General features: G+C 68.6%; 24 protein-coding genes and 2 tRNA genes. 15 read left to right on the top strand and 11 right to left on the bottom strand.

Annotated features, from left to right (window positions below; genetic code table 11):
- Positions 1–2: 2 nt before the first annotated feature.
- Together ACCD06_RS09085 and ACCD06_RS09080 are read right to left on the bottom strand one after the other, a co-directional pair.
- The gene (locus ACCD06_RS09085; protein ID WP_085089264.1) at positions 3–329 is read right to left on the bottom strand and encodes a rhodanese-like domain-containing protein; all 327 of its coding nucleotides are present in this window, start codon (positions 327–329) and stop codon (positions 3–5) included.
- 102 nt (positions 330–431) lie between these two features.
- A complete protein-coding gene (locus ACCD06_RS09080; RefSeq protein ID WP_109152886.1) occupies positions 432–1,088 on the bottom strand; it encodes a protein-L-isoaspartate O-methyltransferase family protein in 657 nt (218 codons plus the stop codon).
- Positions 1,089–1,408: 320 nt separating this feature from the next.
- On the opposite strand from ACCD06_RS09080, the gene ACCD06_RS09075 reads away from it, so the two are divergent.
- The 3 genes from ACCD06_RS09075 (at position 1,409) to ACCD06_RS09065 (ending at position 2,303) form a co-directional block, all read left to right on the top strand.
- A tRNA-Cys gene (locus tag ACCD06_RS09075) sits at positions 1,409–1,482 on the top strand.
- Positions 1,483–1,713: 231 nt separating this feature from the next.
- Positions 1,714–1,789 (top strand) — tRNA-Asn (locus ACCD06_RS09070).
- Between the two features lie 268 nt (positions 1,790–2,057).
- Entirely contained in the window at positions 2,058–2,303 is a 246-nt protein-coding gene (locus tag ACCD06_RS09065; protein ID WP_413340176.1) for a hypothetical protein, read from the top strand.
- 7 nt (positions 2,304–2,310) lie between these two features.
- Here ACCD06_RS09065 and ACCD06_RS09060 read toward each other — a convergent pair whose 3' ends face one another.
- Both ACCD06_RS09060 and ACCD06_RS09055 read right to left on the bottom strand, forming a co-directional pair.
- Complete coding sequence (locus tag ACCD06_RS09060) at positions 2,311–2,553, bottom strand: hypothetical protein (RefSeq protein WP_085089261.1); 243 nt, start codon at positions 2,551–2,553, stop codon at positions 2,311–2,313.
- A 76-nt stretch (positions 2,554–2,629) separates the two neighbouring features.
- Positions 2,630–2,809, bottom strand: coding sequence for a hypothetical protein (locus tag ACCD06_RS09055; RefSeq protein ID WP_109155586.1), 180 nt, complete (start codon positions 2,807–2,809; stop codon positions 2,630–2,632).
- Positions 2,810–3,038: 229 nt separating this feature from the next.
- On the opposite strand from ACCD06_RS09055, the gene ACCD06_RS09050 reads away from it, so the two are divergent.
- From ACCD06_RS09050 to ACCD06_RS09020, 7 genes are all read left to right on the top strand, one after another.
- Complete coding sequence (locus ACCD06_RS09050) at positions 3,039–4,067, top strand: S1C family serine protease (RefSeq protein WP_413340174.1); 1,029 nt, start codon at positions 3,039–3,041, stop codon at positions 4,065–4,067.
- Positions 4,068–4,145: 78 nt separating this feature from the next.
- On the top strand, positions 4,146–4,757 hold the full coding sequence (locus tag ACCD06_RS09045; protein WP_413340172.1) for an NUDIX domain-containing protein: 612 nt from the start codon (positions 4,146–4,148) through the stop codon (positions 4,755–4,757).
- 156 nt (positions 4,758–4,913) lie between these two features.
- The gene (locus ACCD06_RS09040; RefSeq protein WP_109151359.1) at positions 4,914–5,915 is read left to right on the top strand and encodes a cysteine synthase A; all 1,002 of its coding nucleotides are present in this window, start codon (positions 4,914–4,916) and stop codon (positions 5,913–5,915) included.
- An 18-nt stretch (positions 5,916–5,933) separates the two neighbouring features.
- Positions 5,934–6,641, top strand: coding sequence for an alanyl-tRNA editing protein (locus ACCD06_RS09035; protein ID WP_109155582.1), 708 nt, complete (start codon positions 5,934–5,936; stop codon positions 6,639–6,641).
- Between the two features lie 51 nt (positions 6,642–6,692).
- A complete protein-coding gene (locus ACCD06_RS09030) occupies positions 6,693–7,580 on the top strand; it encodes a rhodanese-like domain-containing protein (protein WP_413340169.1) in 888 nt (295 codons plus the stop codon).
- Positions 7,577–8,011, top strand: coding sequence for a GNAT family acetyltransferase (locus ACCD06_RS09025; RefSeq protein ID WP_413340166.1), 435 nt, complete (start codon positions 7,577–7,579; stop codon positions 8,009–8,011). The genes ACCD06_RS09030 and ACCD06_RS09025 overlap by 4 nt, the downstream gene beginning before the upstream one ends.
- On the top strand, positions 7,987–8,604 hold the full coding sequence (locus tag ACCD06_RS09020) for a GNAT family N-acetyltransferase (protein ID WP_413340164.1): 618 nt from the start codon (positions 7,987–7,989) through the stop codon (positions 8,602–8,604). Before ACCD06_RS09025 ends, ACCD06_RS09020 begins: the two co-directional genes overlap by 25 nt.
- 49 nt (positions 8,605–8,653) lie before the next feature.
- On the opposite strand, the gene ACCD06_RS09015 is transcribed toward ACCD06_RS09020, so the two are convergent.
- The 4 genes from ACCD06_RS09015 to ACCD06_RS09000 are packed head-to-tail and all read right to left on the bottom strand — an operon-like array spanning position 8,654 to position 11,747.
- A complete protein-coding gene (locus tag ACCD06_RS09015) occupies positions 8,654–10,120 on the bottom strand; it encodes a cobyric acid synthase (RefSeq protein WP_413340162.1) in 1,467 nt (488 codons plus the stop codon).
- Positions 10,121–10,138: 18 nt separating this feature from the next.
- Positions 10,139–10,753, bottom strand: a complete 615-nt coding sequence (cobO, locus tag ACCD06_RS09010) for a cob(I)yrinic acid a,c-diamide adenosyltransferase (protein ID WP_098739950.1) — start codon at positions 10,751–10,753, stop codon at positions 10,139–10,141.
- The gene (gene cobU, locus ACCD06_RS09005) at positions 10,750–11,274 is read right to left on the bottom strand and encodes a bifunctional adenosylcobinamide kinase/adenosylcobinamide-phosphate guanylyltransferase (protein WP_413340160.1); all 525 of its coding nucleotides are present in this window, start codon (positions 11,272–11,274) and stop codon (positions 10,750–10,752) included. Before cobU ends, cobO begins: the two co-directional genes overlap by 4 nt.
- Positions 11,275–11,285: 11 nt before the next feature.
- Positions 11,286–11,747 carry a cupin domain-containing protein gene (locus ACCD06_RS09000; RefSeq protein WP_413340158.1) on the bottom strand — a complete coding sequence of 154 codons (462 nt, stop codon included), beginning with the start codon at positions 11,745–11,747 and terminating at the stop codon, positions 11,286–11,288.
- 166 nt (positions 11,748–11,913) lie between these two features.
- Here ACCD06_RS09000 and ACCD06_RS08995 point away from each other — a divergent pair, with 166 nt between their 5' ends.
- A complete protein-coding gene (locus ACCD06_RS08995; RefSeq protein ID WP_109155574.1) occupies positions 11,914–12,735 on the top strand; it encodes an alpha/beta hydrolase in 822 nt (273 codons plus the stop codon).
- A 7-nt stretch (positions 12,736–12,742) separates the two neighbouring features.
- On the opposite strand, the gene ACCD06_RS08990 is transcribed toward ACCD06_RS08995, so the two are convergent.
- From ACCD06_RS08990 to ACCD06_RS08980, 3 genes are all read right to left on the bottom strand, one after another.
- On the bottom strand, positions 12,743–12,973 hold the full coding sequence (locus tag ACCD06_RS08990) for an FmdB family zinc ribbon protein (protein WP_109155573.1): 231 nt from the start codon (positions 12,971–12,973) through the stop codon (positions 12,743–12,745).
- An 89-nt stretch (positions 12,974–13,062) separates the two neighbouring features.
- Complete coding sequence (locus tag ACCD06_RS08985) at positions 13,063–13,269, bottom strand: heavy-metal-associated domain-containing protein (RefSeq protein ID WP_109155572.1); 207 nt, start codon at positions 13,267–13,269, stop codon at positions 13,063–13,065.
- 27 nt (positions 13,270–13,296) lie between these two features.
- Complete coding sequence (locus tag ACCD06_RS08980; RefSeq protein WP_413340155.1) at positions 13,297–14,436, bottom strand: divergent polysaccharide deacetylase family protein; 1,140 nt, start codon at positions 14,434–14,436, stop codon at positions 13,297–13,299.
- A 139-nt stretch (positions 14,437–14,575) separates the two neighbouring features.
- Here ACCD06_RS08980 and ACCD06_RS08975 point away from each other — a divergent pair, with 139 nt between their 5' ends.
- The 4 genes from ACCD06_RS08975 (at position 14,576) to trpC (ending at position 17,583) form a co-directional block, all read left to right on the top strand.
- Positions 14,576–15,028, top strand: coding sequence for an STY0301 family protein (locus ACCD06_RS08975; RefSeq protein WP_413340153.1), 453 nt, complete (start codon positions 14,576–14,578; stop codon positions 15,026–15,028).
- Positions 15,029–15,140: 112 nt separating this feature from the next.
- Entirely contained in the window at positions 15,141–15,749 is a 609-nt protein-coding gene (locus ACCD06_RS08970; protein WP_109155570.1) for an anthranilate synthase component II, read from the top strand.
- Entirely contained in the window at positions 15,746–16,780 is a 1,035-nt protein-coding gene (gene trpD / locus ACCD06_RS08965) for an anthranilate phosphoribosyltransferase (RefSeq protein WP_413340151.1), read from the top strand. Before ACCD06_RS08970 ends, trpD begins: the two co-directional genes overlap by 4 nt.
- A complete protein-coding gene (gene trpC, locus ACCD06_RS08960) occupies positions 16,780–17,583 on the top strand; it encodes an indole-3-glycerol phosphate synthase TrpC (protein ID WP_413340149.1) in 804 nt (267 codons plus the stop codon). Before trpD ends, trpC begins: the two co-directional genes overlap by 1 nt.
- Positions 17,584–17,585 lie beyond the last annotated feature (2 nt).

Genomic DNA, 17,585 nt, shown 5'->3' with positions numbered 1-17,585 from the left:
GTTCAGTAGACCTTCATGTTCGGGTCGATTCGGCGCGCCCAGGCATCGACACCGCCATCCAGGTTGATGGCGCGGTCGAAGCCCCTGGAACGCAGCCACATGGTGACCTGCGCGCTGCGGCCACCGTGATGGCACACGACGACGATGTCGCGGTCCTTCGGCAGCTCGTCCACCCGGCCGGGAAGCCCGTTCATCGGGATGTGCAGGCTGTCGTCGATGGCGCACAGCGCAAACTCCCACGGCTCGCGCACATCGAGGACGACCGGATCGTCACCGGCCTTGCGGCGGCGGTCCAGCTCTTCCACCTCGATCTCAAACGGCGCGGCCATGGGTGCTCACTTTCGTGCAAGGGCGACGGCGACGGTAGCGCAGAACCGCGCAGAGGTAAACTGCACGGTTCAGTTCAAGACCTGTCCAACCGGCAAATCCGGTCAGAACACGAAGGACGCCTTCTTTTCGAAGCCCGGCAGCGCATGCGGCTGGGCCTCGAACAGGATGCGGCTCGACACCACGCCGGCGCTCCGCTGGAACAGGCGGACCTCGCCGACGGCGCCCTTGCCCTGGACGATGGCGACGAGGCGTCCGCCTTCCGCCAACTGGTCGGTCAGCGACGCCGGCACCTCCGGCACGGTACCTTCGACGACGATGACATCGTAAGGGGCGTTTTGGGCGTACCCCTCCGCCAGCGGGCCGGTGACGGCCTTGGCATTCGCGATGCCCTGCCCGGCCAGCGCGGCGGTCGCGGCGGCGGTCAGCCCTTCGTCGCAGTCGATGCCGACCACCGACGAGGCGAGACGGGCCAGCACCGCGGTGGAGTAGCCGCCGGCGGCGCCGACGTCGAGCACCCGGTCGGTCTCCTGCACGGCGACGGCCTGGAGCATGCGGGCGAAGACCATCGGCTCCAGCAGAAAGCGGCCCTTGCCGATGGGAAGGTCGTCGTCGACATAAGCGACGCCACGCGCCGTCTCAGGAACGAAGGCTTCGCGCGGAAGCTCCGACAGGACGTCGACGAGACGTTGATCGGTCACCTTGTTGGGGCGGATCTGTCCCTCGACCATGAAATAGCGTGCGGCGGCGAAATCGGTCATGGCGGTCGCTTATTGATGTGTTGTGACGACACCGGCACCAAGCCGAACAGCGAACGGCTTCCTGCCATGGCGGTATATAGCCGCAAAGGCCCGGCGAACACAACGCCACGAGCGATGGGACCACGGGCGATGGACGTCCAGCCTTTGGCGGGTGCCGGGAGAACCGCCGGTCGAACGGTCGTCGCGAGGATGCCCTGACGGCCCGATCGACGATGTTCAAAAATCATCACCATTCGCCTTGACCGCTCCGTTCCGGGCCGCTATACCACCGCTCCACACCGAGGGCGCACCGGAAACGGCGCGCCGGTGCCGGTCAGGATGGCGCGGTGGCAGAGTGGTGATGCAGCGGACTGCAAATCCGTGTACGTGGGTTCGATTCCCGCCCGTGCCTCCATACCTGACGACAGTATAGCAGACGACCAACCGGTCCGAACGCAGCCCCGCCCCCGGCGGGGCTTTTTGCGTTTGGGCCTTGTTTTCATTGGCGGAATGCCCCTCCCCCACCCCTTCGCGCCCTGGGCCAAGAAAATTCATTTTCCTGTCGGAATTGGCTTGGCAGGGCCGGATGGTTCGGCTATACACCCGCCACGCCAACAACGGCGGCGGCCGAAAGGCCAGTCACCGATCCCGGTTAGCTCAGTTGGTAGAGCAGCGGACTGTTAATCCGCTTGTCGCTGGTTCGAGTCCAGCACCGGGAGCCAGATCGAAAAGGCTGGATGCCACACGCATCCGGCCTTTTCTTATTTCCGCATCATTGCGCCTTGACTGTGGCGGTTAAGTAACCGAATTCGGTTTAAAGCAGTCGGGCTAGGACCGACGGTCGCTCATTATGACAAGAACTAGTCCCAAAAGACGATCCTGATTTGCCGGAAGCGAAATGCCGCGTCCGGCCGCACGGCGTTAGACTTGATAACCATCCGGACCCAGTCTTGGACCGGCCGTCTCCAGCCATGGAGGATCGCCGTGCTTATGCCATTCCATTCCGAACGTCTTCGCACCGCGCCGCCGGTCGACGGAACCGGCCGCAGTTCGCCCGAACCTGATGATCATCCGGTGCGGACGGTGGATTGCATCACCGCGGCTTTGCTGTTCCTGGCGGCCGTGCTGGTCGCCCTGCTGGCTTTCAGCACCGATTGGGACGGATCCGCGACCGACCATCGGCCGCAGTCCTACGAGAACACGCCGGTCCTGGTGATCCCGCCCCACCCGCGGTGAGGCGGCCCTATTCCACCAGATCGTCATAGATGGTGTCGCCGGACTCAGACGGATCGCCACCGACCGCGGCGACGGCCACCCGTTTCCATTCCCCGCACCAGTCGGTGGACAGCGTAATGGGAAAGTCGCCTTCCGGGCTGCGCGGCGTCACCACCGGCGGATAGCGCCGGCAGGTTCCCTTCGGCCCGCGCTGGCGGAGCCCCTGCCCCTCCCAGAAGCGGCAGGTGTAGCAGGTGTCGAGTCGCTTCATCGCGGACCGGTCTCCTTCTGGCCGAATCTGCCAGCCGATCGAGCCGGAGCCCCCCGGACCCGCTGCCCAACATCGGTCAGCCGGCGGAGGGCGGCTTGGCCGGCCGCATCGTGTTGGCGCATCTGGCGTAATACGCCTTGATGTCCGCGTCCAGAACACTGCGGCGGCGTCCCTCCTCCGAGCCCTCGGGTGCATCGCTCACGCGCTGGAATTCCTGGACGGCCTGTTCCAGTTCCTGTTCGCTGTTGATGGGCATGCTGTCGCCTTTCCTCTTCATTGTCCGGGCCGATTTCCGGTCTCGGACAGGACAACACCGACCGGCGGCGGTATGTTTCCTCCCTCAAAGGCCCGGCCGGCGTCAGGCGACCGCTTGATGAGCCGCGACTCGAGCGCAATGTCATGTCAGTGTCACGCGAGTCGCGACGGACAGGGCCGCGCGACCGCGGAGGTGCCCTTGGCCCTGCCTTGCGCGGGAGTGCGGTGTCATGCGGGTCGTCTCTGCACCGGTCGTGCCGCGGTTGGCGGCCGCCATCCTCGTTCTTGTCGGCATTCAACTGGGCGCGCTCGGCGCCGGCCCGGCGCAGGCGGCGAATCCCGAGCAACTGGATCCCGATCGCGTCGTCCGCTCCGTCGTCGGCATCAGCGCCGTCGTTCCGCCGGACAGCCAGAGCGCCCGCACGCTGGGAACCGAGCGCGAGGGTAGCGGCGTGGTCATCGACGGGTCCGGCCTGATCCTGACCATCGGCTATACGGTGATGGAGGCCTCGCAGATCGAGGTCACAGCCGCCGACGGGCGCAGCTATCCCGCCAGCATGGTCGCTTACGACCCGGTCAGCGGCTTCGGCCTGCTGCGGGCGGAGATGGGCTTCTCGGCCCCCTGGCTGCGGTTGGCCAACCTCAGTGCGGTGAAGGAAGGCGACACGCTGCTGGCGCTCAGCGGCGGCGACAACCGCGGAGCCACCGCCGTGAAGCTGGTCAGCAAGCGCGAGTTCGCCGGCTATTGGGAGTATCTGCTGGACGAGGCGCTGTTTACCTTCCCGCCGATCCGCGCCTTCAACGGCGCCGCGCTGGTCAACCGCGAAGGCCGGCTGGTCGGCATCGGATCACTGCTGGTGATGGAGGCGGTGGAGGGGCGCGGCCTGCCCGGCAACATGTTCGTCCCGGTTTCGGCGCTGGAGCCGATTCTTGCCGACCTGCTCGCCTATGGCCGCCGCCAGGAGCCGGCACGGCCGTGGTTGGGCGTCACCCTGCGCGATGAGATGGGCCGGCTGATGGTTGAAAAGGTGTCGCCACGCAGTCCCGCCGAGTCGGCCGGGCTGCGTCCGGGCGACTGGATCGTCGGCGTCGGCGGCCAGCGCTTCAGCGGGCTGGCGGATTTCTATCGCAAGCTCTGGGGCCTGGGGCCGGCCGGCGTCGTCGTGCCGCTGGAGGTGATGCGCGGCGCCACCCTGACCCCGGTCCCGGTGACCTCGGCCGACCGCGTGCGTTTCCTGCGGCTGAACCCGACGCTGTGACGCCCTCGCCGGCGCTTGTGGTGGGCGCGGCGGCGTAGCACCCTGTCGCAAACAGCCATCCGTGGGACCACGCCGACCATGAATCATCCCGACATCGAGATCATCGACAAGAAAACCCCCTACAAGGGTTTCCTGACCATCGACGTCTACCGCCTGCGCCACAAGAAATTCGACGGAACCTGGACAGACGTGCTGCCGCCGCGCGAGGTCTGCGACCGCGGCGCGGCGGTGGGTGTCCTGCTGTACGACCCCGACCTCGACAGCGTGGTGATGATCGAGCAGTTCCGCGTCGGCTCGGCCGCGGCCGGTGGCCCAGCCTGGATGACCGAGATCGTCGCCGGCATGGTCGGCGAGGGCGAGACCCCCGAGGAGGTGGCACGCCGCGAATCGCTAGAGGAGGCCGGCTGCGCCATCCAGGAGATCGAGCAGATCTGCGACTACTACGTCAGCCCCGGCGCCTTCACCGAGGTCGTCACCGTCTTCTGCGGCCGGGTCGACAGCCGCAACCTCGCCGCCACCGGTGGCTTGGAGGACGAGCATGAGGACATCCGGATCTTTGCCCTGCCGGCCGACAAGGCGATCCGCATGATGGACGAGAACCGCCTGCGCAACTCCATCGCCATCATCGCGGTCGGCTGGCTGGCCCGCCACCGCGAGGGCTTGCGCAAGCGCTGGCTCGGTCAGGGATGAGTGTAGCGGGCGTCGGCAATCGACGCCCTCCCTCCGCTACCAAATCCACATAAATAAATCGTTCAATGCAGCATTTCACACCACCGCCTTGAATCCGCCGCTCCCCGACCTGATAGTATCGTCAGCAATCCACACCTGACCTTGGGAGTACCCGCCTTGGACATCCGCAACGGCTTTATCGGTGCCATCGGCAACACGCCGCTGATTCGCCTGGAAGGGCCATCGAAGGCGACAGGCTGCGAGATCCTGGGCAAGGCGGAGTTCCTGAACCCCGGTGGATCGGTCAAGGACCGCGCGGCTCTCGCCATCGTGCGCGACGCGGAAAAGCGCGGACTGCTGCGCCCCGGCGGCACCATCGTCGAGGGGACGGCCGGCAACACCGGCATCGGGCTGGCGCTGGTCGGCAATGCGCTTGGCTATCGCACCGTCATCGTGATGCCGGAGACGCAGAGCCAAGAGAAGAAGGACATGCTGCGCCTGATCGGCGCCGACCTGCGGCTGGTTCCGGCGGTCCCCTATTCCAATCCCGACAACTACGTCCGCTATTCCGGCCGGCTGGCCGAGGAACTGGCGAAGACCGAGCCGAACGGCGTTGTCTGGGCCAACCAGTTCGACAACACCGCCAACCGCGAAGGCCACCGCACCACCACCGGTCCGGAGATCTGGGAGCAGACCGGCGGCAAGGTAGACGCCTTCACCTGCGCGGTGGGCAGCGGCGGCACGCTGGCCGGCATTGCCATGGCCCTGAAGGAGCGGAACCCGAACATCCGCATCACGCTGGCCGACCCGATGGGTGCGGCGCTGTTCAGCTACTACACCAAGGGCGAACTGAAGTCGGAAGGCAGCTCCATCACCGAAGGCATCGGCCAGGGGCGCATCACCGCCAACCTGGAACAGGCGCCGATCGACGACGCCCTGCAGATCCCGGATGAAGAGGCGCTGCCGATCATCTTCGACCTCATCAAGACCCAGGGTCTGGTGCTGGGCGGATCAAGCGGCATCAACATCGCCGCGGCGATGCGGGTGGCGCGCGACCTCGGTCCGGGGCACACGGTGGTGACCATCCTGTGCGACGGGGGGCAGCGTTACCAATCGAAGCTCTTCAATCCTGACTTCCTCCGTGAGAAGAATCTTCCGGTGCCAGACTGGCTGGCCTGATTCTTCATCGAGGGGGATATGGACGCGCTATTCCGCGAGGACGCCTACGCCCGCAACTGCGTCGCCACCGTCACGGCGGTGGACGAGCGCGGCATCCGGCTCGACCGCACCGTCTTCTACCCGACCGGCGGCGGCCAGCCGGGCGACAGCGGAGTCCTGCGCTTCGACGGGTTCGAAGTCCGCATCAAGGACACGGTGAAGGGCGACGGCGGCCCCGACGACGTCATCCATGTGCCGGAGGACGGACAGGAGTTGCCCGGCCCCGGCACCGCGGTGGAGGCGGAGATCGACTGGGACCGCCGCTATCGCCACATGCGCATGCACACCGCGCTGCACCTGCTGTGCGCCGCGGTGCCGGGGTCGGTCACCGGCGGGCAGATCGGCGCGGACAAGAGCCGGCTCGACTTCAACGTCCCGGCCGAAGTGCTGGACAAGGATGCCATCGCCGAGGCGGTCAACCGGCTGATCGCCGCCGACACGCCGGTCGGCACCCGCTGGATTTCCGACGAGGAGATGGCGGCGCAGCCGGAGCTGGTCCGCACCATGTCGGTGAAGCCGCCGACCGGCAGCGGCCGGGTGCGCCTGCTGAATGTCGAGGGCGTCGATCTGCAGCCCTGCGGCGGCACCCATGTCGCCCGTACCGGCGAGATCGGCGGAATCGAGGTGACGAAAATCGAAAACAAGGGCAAGCAGAACCGGCGCGTCGTCATCGCGCTGAAGGACTGAGCCCGTCACCCCGATTTTCCGCCCGACAGAGTCATATCGAGGACGCGCAGAATGAGCGACAGCACCGTGGAACCGCTGACCGGCCCCGTCGTCTCCACCGACTGGCTCGCCCGCAATCTGGGACGGCCCGGCCTGAAAGTTCTCGACGGGTCCTGGCACATGCCGGCCCTGAAGCGCGACATCCGGGCGGACTTCGCCGCCTGCCACATCCCCGGCGCCCGGCTGTGCGATGTCGACGAGGTGGCGGCCCCCAACACCGCCCCCCTGCCCCATATGGCGCCCGACGAGGCGACCTTCGCCGCCAAGATCGGCGCGCTCGGCATCGGCGACGCCGACACGGTGGTGGTCTACGACAGTGCCGGCATGGCCACCGCGGCGGCGCGCGTCTGGTGGCTGTTCCGGCTGTTCGGTTTCGACCGGGTGGCGGTGCTGGACGGCGGCCTGCCGAAATGGCTGACGGAGGGACGCCCGACCGACTCGGGCGAGGCCGCCCCGGTCCAGCGGGCGGTCTTCACCGCGCGCAAGCGGCCGGAGCTGATCCGCAGTGCCGATCAGGTTCTCGCCAACATCGACGCCCGCGCCGATCAGGTGACCGACGCCCGCGCCCAGCCACGTTTCGAGGGCGCGGTGGCGGAGCCCTGGCCCGGCCGCCGCAGCGGACGGATTCCCGGCAGCTTCAACCTGCCCCACAGCGACCTGATCGACGCCGAGGCCAAGACCCTGCTGCCGCCGGACGTCATCGCCGGGAAGGCGCGCGCCGCCGGGCTGGACCTCGACCGGCCGGTGGTCGCCTCCTGCGGCAGCGGCATCACCGCCTGCGTCATCGCGCTCGGCCTCGCCACCGCCGGCAAGCCGGACGTGGCGATCTATGACGGATCCTGGGCGGAATGGGGTCTGCGACAGGATCTGCCGCTGGAAGCGGGACCTCGGCAGCCGTGACCGGCTCCGTCACCGTCCGTCCCTGCACGACGGACGACCGCGACGCCGTCGTGGCGCTGTGGACCGCCTGCGGGCTGGTGGTGCCGTGGAACGACCCGGCGGCGGACTTCGCACTGGCTTTGTCGAAGACCAGTTCGACCGTACTGGCGGCGGTCGCCGATAACCGGATCGTCGCAACCGCCATGGTCGGGCAGGACGGCCACCGCGGCTGGATCTATTACGTCGCCGTCGATCCGGCTTTGCAGGGACAAGGGCTCGGCCGGCGCATGGTGGCGGAGGCCGAAGACTGGCTGGCTGCTGCCGGGATGCCGAAGGTCCAGCTCCTCGTCCGTGAGACCAACCAACGGGTGCTAGCCTTCTATGAAAGGCTGGGCTATGCCAGATCGCCCGTCACGATGATGCAGAAATGGCTGACCAACCCTTCTCCCTGACCCGCCCCGCCGTCCCGGCCGCCAGCCGGCCCGACCATCTGTCGGTGATCGTCACCTATCTGGAAATGGCCGCACCGCCGGCCCACGCGCCCGTGCGCCAGCCGGCCGGCAACCTTTCCCTGGTGCGGGCCAACCCGCCGACCTGGTCCTTCTACCGCTATCTCTACGACACGGTGGGCGAACCCTGGCTGTGGCACGAGCGTCGCCGCATGCCGCGCAAGGAGCTGGAGCGCTCGATCCACGATCCGCTGGTGGAGGTCTGGGTGCTGTATGTCGACGGCACGCCCGCCGGCTATGGCGAACTGGACCGGCGGACGCAGGAGACCGATCTCTCCTATTTCGGTCTGATCCCCGACTTCATCGGCCACAAGCTCGGCCCCTGGCTGCTCGACACCATCATCCGCAAGGCCTGGGACGGCGGCACGGCCAAGCTGCTTGTCAACACCTGCACCTTCGACCATCCGAAGGCGCTGCCGCTCTATCAGAGCATGGGCTTCGTTCCGACCCGCCATGTCGCCCGCGAGGTCCGCGATCCGCGCCTGGAGGGCGTGCTGCCGCGCAGTTCCGGGGAGCATATTCCGCTCGCCCGCTAAGTCAGAGAGGGCGGCGACGTTCCGCCGCTCCGTCTTCCCAACCGAAGCGTTAAGCGCCCTCGGCCACCGCCAGCAGCCCGTCGACATCGACCGCCGACTCCAGCCGGTCGGCAACGGCGTCGAGCGCCCGCTCCACCGCCACGCCATAGGCCAGTTCCGACCCGTCTCCGCCCAGCCGGCGCAGATAGGCCGCACGGAATCCGTCCGCGCCGAACAGCCCGTGCAGATAGCAGCCGGCAACCCGCCCGTCCGCCGACTCCGCGCCGTCCGTCACGCCGCCCGCAAGCTCCAGCATCGGCCGCGCCCGGTCCGGCCCCTCGGTGCGCCCCATATGCATCTCATAGCCCGCCACCGCCGCCCCGGTGCGGCGCTCCGTGCCGCGTGCCTCCTCCAGCACCTTCGGCCCCATCAGCACCGTCTCGACATCCAGCAATCCGAGCCCGGCGGCCGCGCCAGGCAGCCCCTCGATGCCGTCCGGATCGGCGATGCGCCTGCCCAGCATCTGATAGCCGCCGCAGATCCCCAGCACCCGCCCACCGCGCCGCCAATGGGCCATCAGGTCAATGTCCCAGCCCTGCGCCCGCAGGAAGGCGAGATCGGCAATCGTCGCCTTGGTGCCGGGCAGGATCACCAGATCGGTGTCACCGGGCAGCGGCTGCCCCGGACGGACCATGGTCAGCGCGACACCCGGCTCCTGCGCCAGCGGATCGAAATCGTCGAAGTTGGCGATGCGCGACAGCATCGGCACCGCGACGCGCAACGACCCGTTCCCCGCAGCGCGCGGCCGGTCGAGCGCCACCGCATCCTCCGCCGGCAGGGTCGCCGCCTCGTGCAGCCAGGGCACCACGCCGAATCCGCGCCAGCCGGTGTGGCTCTCAATGATCCGCAGGCCTTCATCGAACAGGCGAACATCGCCGCGGAACTTGTTGATGAGAAAGCCCTTGATCCGCTCCTGCTCAGATTTTGGTAGAAGGGCTTGGGTGCCGACCAGACTGGCGATCACGCCGCCGCGGTCGATGTCGCCGACCAGCAGCACCGGCACATCGGCGGCCGTCGCAAAGCCCATGTTGGCGATGTCGCCTGCCCTCAGATTGACCTCCGCCGGGCTGCCGGCGCCCTCCACCACCACGATGTCGGCCTCGCCCCGCAGCCGCTCGAAACTATCCAGAACGGTGCCCAGCAATTCGCGCTTGCGCGTCTGATAGTCGGCAGCCCGCGCGGTGCCGACCACCACGCCGCGCACCACCACTTGGGAGCCGACGTCCGACTGCGGCTTCAGCAGCACCGGGTTCATGTGGACGCTGGGCGCCACGCCGCAGGCCCGCGCCTGGAGCGCCTGGGCACGGCCGATCTCGCCGCCGTCCGCCGTCACCGCCGCGTTGTTGGACATGTTCTGCGGCTTGAACGGCCGGACGGTCAGCCCACGCCGCACCAGCGCCCGGCACAGGCCGGCCACCAGCAGCGACTTGCCGACGTCCGAGCCGGTGCCTTGCAGCATGATCGCGCGAGATCGCATCGCCCGAGACTGCATAACTCAGAACTCGATGCCGGCCTGGGCCTTCACCCCGGCTTCGAACGGGTGCTTGACCAGCGTCATCTCGGTGACGAGGTCAGCGGCGGCGATCAGCTCCGGCTTGGCGTTGCGGCCGGTGATGCAGACATGCAGGTCGGGCCGGCGGGCGGCCAGCGTCGCCAGCACCTCGTCCAGCGGCAGGTAGTCCATGCGCAGCACGATGTTCAGCTCGTCCAGCACGATCAGGCGATAGCGCGGGTCGGCCATCAGCTCCTTGGCCTTGGCCCAGGCGGCCTCGGCGGCGGCGATGTCGCGGGCGCGGTCCTGCGTGTCCCAGGTGAAGCCTTCGCCCATCGTGTGGAAATCGACCAGATCCTCGAATCGCTCCAGCGCCACCGTCTCGCCGGTGGACCAGGCGCCCTTGACGAACTGGACCATGCCCACGCGCATGCCGTGGCCGACGGCGCGCATCATCAGGCCGAAGGCGGCGGTGGACTTGCCCTTGCCCTTGCCGGTGTGGACCATCAGCAGGCCCTTCTCCACCGTCTTGGAGGCGAGAGCGCGCTCCTGCAACGCCTTGCGCCGCTTCATCTTCTCGGCGTGGCGGCGGTTAAGGTCTTCGGTGTCGGCGGTCATATCGGAGTTCCCTTCACGAACATCGGCAGACCGGCGACGGTCAGCACGACGCGCGGCGCCACGGCCGCGATGGATTGGTGCAGGCGGCCGGCATGGTCGCGGAAGCGGCGCGCCAGCGCATTGTCGGGCACGATGCCCATCCCGACCTCGTTGGAGACCAGGACCACACGGCCCGGCAGAGTCGGCAGAAGCTCCACCAGCGTCGCCGTCTCCGCCGCGACGTCGGCCTCCGCCATCATCAGATTCGTCAGCCACAGGGTCAGGCAATCGACCAGGACTCCGGTGCCTTCGGCCGCATGGGTACGCAAGGACCCGGTCAGGTCGCGCGGCTCCTCCACCGTCGTCCAGTCGGGGCCACGGTCGTCGCGGTGCTTCGCCACCCGCTCCGCCATTTCCGAATCCCACACCTGCGAGGTGGCGATGTAGACGCGTGGGCCCCCCAGCGCGGTCACCAGCCCCTCGGCATAGCGGCTCTTGCCCGACCGCGCGCCGCCCAGCACCAGCGTCAGATCGGCGCTCATTCCCCCAACCTTCATTCCCAGGCGGTCCCGTCGCGATGCCGATAGGCGCCGTCGCGCCAGACCATGTCCTCGTCGGAATAGTCGATCTCGTCGCCGGCGCTGCGGTCGCCGACCTCCAGATAGCTGGCCGGGCGGTCGCTGCGGTTGATCAGCCGGTGCCCGTCGGCGACGCCATGCGGGAATCCGGCGCACATGCCGGCGGTCAGCAGCGTCTCCCCCGCGTCGGTCACCAACGTCAGTTCGCCCTCCACCACATAGACGAACTCGTCCTGTTTGCTGTGCCAGTGGCGCAGGGCGGAGGAAGCGCCGGGCGCCAACCGGGTCATGTTGACGCCGAACTTGCTCAGGCCCAGCGGATCGCCCAGCACGACCCTGTGCCGCCCGGCGACCTGCGCCCGGAACGGCTGCGGATAGTCGGTGGCGCCGGTTTCAGCGGCCAGCGTCGCGGGATCAAGGACCGGTGGGTTCGGCACGGGCGCTCTCCGGTTCTGCAGTGCGGGTCCGGACTGTCGCAAACCGCACCGGCGGCGTCAAACGGCTCAAGTCCCCTTACAGGGCAGGGTTGCCCGCCCTACGGCTGGACAGGTGCCCGTTCGCCCACCATGCTTATTGCAGTGCAAAACAACAACCTGCGATGCGATGTCGACCCTGGAAATCATCAGCCGCCGTCCCGCCGGCACGCCGCCCATCAGCACGCCGAAAGCGCCGCCGCTCCTGTTCGTCCATGGCGCCTTCAGCGGCGCCTGGATCTGGGATGCCAAGTTCCTGCCCTGGTTCGCCGCGCGCGGGTGGGAAGCCCATGCCGTCTCGCTGCGTGGGCATGGCAACAGCGAAGGGCGCGACCGGCTGCATGATTTCGGCATCGCCGATTACATCGATGACGTGCTGGAGGCGGCAGATCGCCTCTCCGCCCCGCCGGTTCTGATCGGCCATTCGATGGGCGGCATGGTGGTGCAGCGCGCGCTGGCGAAGTGCCGCTTTCCCGCCGGCGTGCTGATGGCGTCCGCCCCGCCCTACGGCCTGCTGTCCTCCACCATGGGGCTGGCTTGGCGCTCGCCTTATGTGTTCCAGCAGATGTCGATGCTGATGACATTCGGCGAGAAGGCGATCGACCCCGACGCCATCCGCCGCGCCATGTTCTCCGACAAGATGCCGCGCGCCGAAGCCGCCAAGTACGAGAGCTACCTGCAGGAGGAATCGCGCCGAGTCCTGCTGGACATCGGCGGCTGGATCCCCTTCCCCGTCCTGCCGCCGCGCGACATGCCGATGCTGGTCATGGGCGCGGAGGAAGACCTGCTGTTCCCCCGTGCGGAGGTGGTCGCCACCGCCGCAGCGCTGGGCACCCACCCGGTGTTCCTGCCGGGCATGGGCCACGCGATGATGCTCGAACAGGACTGGCAGTCGGCGGCCGAGCGGGTCGAGGCGTGGATCACCGCGACGGTGACGGCCGAGGTGGCCTGAGGCCGCCCTACGCCTTGGGCCGCTCCGACCGGGAATAATTGCTGAAATGCCCTTCCTTCGCCGCCATCCGGCGGGCGGAGTGGACGATGGCGCCGGACTTGCCTTCCGGCGCCACGTTCGAAAGCTGGCGGGTCAGCTCGGCGCTGCCGCAGGATGGACAGGCGGGCGTCTCACCGGAGCGCACCAGGGACTCGAACCCATGGTCGCAGGCCTTGCAGCGATAGGAGTAAAGCGGCATCGCACCCTCGCGAAACGGATCGCATCGTCCCGAGCATGCCGCAATATCCATATTAAGAAAATGGTTTTGTTGCACCGCACCCAAATCGGTCAGGCAGCAGCCCCAGCGAAATCGAAACCGGCCGCTTCGACCGCCTGCCGCACCACATCGGCCGGCACGCCGCCATCGACCAGCACGGTGCCGGTGGCGAGGTCGACAGTCACCGCGGCATCGGGGGCCGCCTTGGTGATCGCGTTGGAAACGGAGCGGGCGCAGCCGCCGCAGGTCATTCCATCCACCTTGTACGCATCGGCCATCGTCACGGGGCTCCCCTTTCGGTCGGGTCAGCCGCCGGCATGGTGCGTCCGCACCACCGCGCTGACCGGGACAAGAACGAAGCCACGCTTTTGCACATCCGGCAGCCAGGACGCCAGAGCCTCGATTGTCGCATCATGCGGGTGGCCGATGGCGACCGCATAGCCCTGCCGCTTCGCCACCTGCTCCGTCTTCGCCAATTGGGCCTTCACCGCCGCCACCGTCTCCTCGTTGTCGAGGAAGATGTCGCGGCCGACCCAGGGCATCTTCAGCTCCCGCGCCAGCCCGATTCCGGCGCTGTTGGGCGTCGTCCGGCTGTCCAGCCACAGCAGCCCGCGGCGGTGCAGCTCCGCCAGTACCGGCGCCAGCGCCGCCCGGTCGGCGGTGAACCGGCTGCCCATATGGTTGTTTACCCCGACATAGCCGTCGAAGCTGTCCAGCGCGGCGCGGAACCGCTTCACGATCTCGCCCTTGTCCAGCGAGACCAGCAGAGCGTTCGGCCCCGGATCGGCCTTCACGCTGGGCTCCATCGGCATGTGCAGCATCAGCTCGTGCCCATTGGCGCGGGCCGCCTTCGATTGGGCCGACAGGTCGCGGGCATAGGGCAGCCAGGACAGAGTCAGCGGACCATGCAGCCCGACCATCCGCGCCGAGCGTTTGCGGTCCAGCCCCATGTCGTCGATGACGATGGCGATGATCGGCCTGCCCGGCGGCACCTCGGCCGGCAGCGCGTTCTTGCGCCACAGCGCGGCGTTGCCCGAAGGTGCCTGCACCGGCGGCTGGGCCGGCGGCGCGGGCGGCGGCAGCATCGCCACCGTCGTGGCCGGCGGACGCGCCTCGACCTTATCCTGCGCCGGCTTTTCCGGCACCGCATGTTCCGGCCCTTCCGCCGCATGCACCGGCGCCTCGGCCTTGACCGCAGGCGTTGAAGGCGGCGTTGCGGGCGGCGCTGAGGCCGGCGCAGGCGGCACCGCGGCCTGCTGAACCGGCGCCTGCGGTGCCTTTTCTCCGCCGGACCGTCCGCCGGTCAACGTGGCGACGCCCATCGCCACGGCGAACACCGCGGCGACCGCAGCCAGAGCCAGAACGAAGGGATTCGACAGAAACGGGGGAAGCGAAGTTCTGCGGGCTTTCGAAGGCGCCTTGCGGGCCATGGTGACGATGTCCATCCTGCAACCGGGGCGCCGCACAGTGGCACCCCGCCGCCGCCGCCGCAACCGCCCAAACGGCGCAAAGGATCGGGGCGGAACCCGTCTTTTCCATACCGCCAAGCCCACCCGGCCATGCCCACCCGGAAGAGTCCGTCCGATGCGTCCGATCTTTGTTACCGCAGCGCTCCTGCTGACCGCTTCCGCCCCGGCACTGGCCGCCGGCGGCCTGCAATGCCCGGCCAGCCTGACGGTGCAGGCGCAGCCCGACGCCCCCGGCGGCTGGTCGCCCTACCCCGGCCACGACAGCCACGGCTTTGCCGGCATCACCATCGTCGAAGGCGACCGCGCCAGCGAAATGACCAGCGCCTCGCCCGCCACCCTCGCCCCCGACCGCGAGGTCCGGCGCGGCCGCAGCATCGTTCAGGTCTGGGAGTTCACCGGCGCCCGGCGACGGAACATCTTCCTGGTCTGCCGCTATCGCGACACCCAGGCGACGCTCGCCGCCGACCTGCCGTCCCATGTCCGCCGCTGCACCCTGACGCTGGAAACCGACATCCGCGGCACCGTTCTGGACGACTCGAAAACCCCACCGCAGCTCGACTGCCGGTGAAGAGGCGAAGTTCTGCGCGGAGGCTGGAAATCCGCCCCCTCAGCGGCTAGGGTGTCCATCGTTGGAACAGGGCCGGAACGGTCCCGACGTTCAGGTGGAAGGCGGAAGGCGCATGCTGCTGCTCATCGATAACTACGACAGCTTTACCTACAACCTCGTCCATTACCTGGGCGAGCTTGGCGCCGACGTGCAGGTCCGCCGCAACGACGCCCTGACGGTGCAGGAGGCGATGGCATTGCGCCCCGACGGCATCGTGCTGTCCCCGGGCCCCTGCGATCCCGACCGCGCCGGCATCTGCCTGCCCCTGATCGACGCCGCCGCCAAGGCCCGCCTGCCGCTGTTGGGCGTCTGCCTGGGCCACCAGTCCATCGGCCAGTCCTTCGGCGGCCGGGTGATCCGCGCGCCGGTGCCGATGCACGGCAAGGTCGACAACATCCTGCACCAGGGCCGCGGCGTGCTGGCCGGCCTGCCCAGCCCGTTCCGCGCCACCCGTTACCACTCGCTGATCGTCGAGCGCGAGACGCTGCCCGCCTGCCTGGAGGTGACCGGCGAGACAGCCGACGGCCTCATCATGGCGCTGGCGCACCGCGAGCTGCCGATCCACGGCGTGCAGTTCCATCCCGAGAGCATCGAGAGCGAGCACGGCCACAAGATTCTGCAGAATTTCCTGGACCTGACCCGTCCCCGCCCGGAGAACGCGACCCTGGAGACCGCAGCATGAGCGGCGACCTCACTGATATGAAGGCCATCCTGGGCAAGGTCGCCACCGGCGCCGCCCTGACCGAGGCCGAGGCCGGCTTCGCCTTCGACATCATCATGTCGGGCAACGCCACCCCGTCGCAGATGGGCGGCTTCCTGATGGCGCTGCGTGTCCGCGGCGAGACGGTGGACGAGATCACCGGCGCCGCCCGCGTCATGCGGGCCAAGGCGATCCCGGTCGAGGCGCCTCCCGGCACCATCGACACCTGCGGCACCGGCGGCGACGGTGCCGGCACCTACAACATCTCCACCGCCGCGGCGCTGGTGGTGTCGTCCTGCGGCGTGCCGGTCGCCAAGCACGGCAACCGCGCCATCTCCTCCAAATCCGGTGCGGCCGACGTGCTGGGTTCGCTGGGCGTCAACCTCGACTGCGACTTCGCGCTGGTGCGCAAGGCGCTGTGGGATGCCCACATCGCCTTCCTGATGGCGCCGCGCCACCATATCGCCATGCGCAACGTCGGCCCCACGCGGGTCGAGCTCGGCACCCGCACCGTCTTCAACCTGCTGGGTCCGCTCGCCAACCCGGCGACGGCCAAGCGCCAAGTCCTCGGCGTCTTCTCCAAGCAATGGGTGGAGCCGCTGGCCCAGGTACTGAAGCGGCTGGGGTCCGAAGCGGCATGGATCGTCCATGGCTCCGACGGGCTGGACGAGATCACCACCACCGGCCCCACCACCGTCGCCCAGTTGAAGGACGGCGAGGTGACGGTGTTCGAGGTGACGCCGGAGGATGCCGGTCTGCCCCGCGCCCGCATCGAGGACCTGAAGGGTGGCGACGCCCAGGTCAACGCCGAGGCGATCCACGCCCTGTTCGACGGGGTGCACAGCCCCTACCGCGACATCGTGCTGCTGAACGCTGCCGCCGCCCTGCATGTGGCCGGCAAGGCCGCGACGCTGAAGGAGGGTGTGGCGATAGCCGCCGACGCCATCGACAGCGGCGGCGCCCGCGACCGCCTGCGCCGGCTGGTCGCCATCACCAACGAGGCGGTGGCCTGATGAGCGACGTTCTGACCCGCATCAACGACGACAAGCGCGCGCTGGTCGCCTCCCGCAAGGCCGCCCGCCCGCTGTCGGAGGTCGAGGCCGCCGCCAAGGCCGCCAACGAGACCAACCCGCCGCGCGGCTTCATCCGGGCGCTGGGCGCCGCGGTGGAGGCCGGCCGCTACGGGCTGATCGCCGAGATCAAGAAGGCCAGCCCGTCCAAGGGCTTGATCCGCGCCGACTTCGACCCTCCGGCGCTGGCCCGCGCCTATCGCGAGGGCGGGGCGACCTGCCTGTCGGTGCTGACCGACGAGCCCTATTTCCAGGGCAGGGACGAGTATCTGGTGGCCGCCCGCGCCGCGGTCGATCTGCCGGTTCTGCGCAAGGACTTCATGGTCGATCCCTATCAGATCGTGGAGGCGCGCGCGCTGGGGGCCGACTGCATCCTCATCATCATGGCCTCGCTGTCCGACGCCCAGGCGGCGGAGATCGAGGATGCCGCGATCGGCCAGGGTCTGGACGTGCTGGTCGAGGTGCATGACCGCGCCGAGCTGGACCGCGCGCTGCTGCTGAAAACGCCGCTGCTGGGCGTCAACAACCGCAACCTCAAGACGCTGGCCGTCGACATCGCGACGACGGAGGAACTGGCGGCCAACGTGCCGGCAGACCGCATGCTGGTTGCAGAAAGCGGGCTCTACACCCCCGCCGATCTGGCCCGGATGGCGAAGGTCGGGGCGCGCTGCTTCCTGGTCGGCGAATCGCTGATGCGGCAGGCCGACGTGACCGCCGCCACCCGCGCCCTACTGTCTCCGGTGTGACG

It is taken from the genome of Azospirillum sp. CT11-132, from assembly GCF_047302835.1.
GTDB lineage: Bacteria > Pseudomonadota > Alphaproteobacteria > Azospirillales > Azospirillaceae > Azospirillum.
This window is presented reverse-complemented; position numbering and strand designations above follow the sequence as displayed.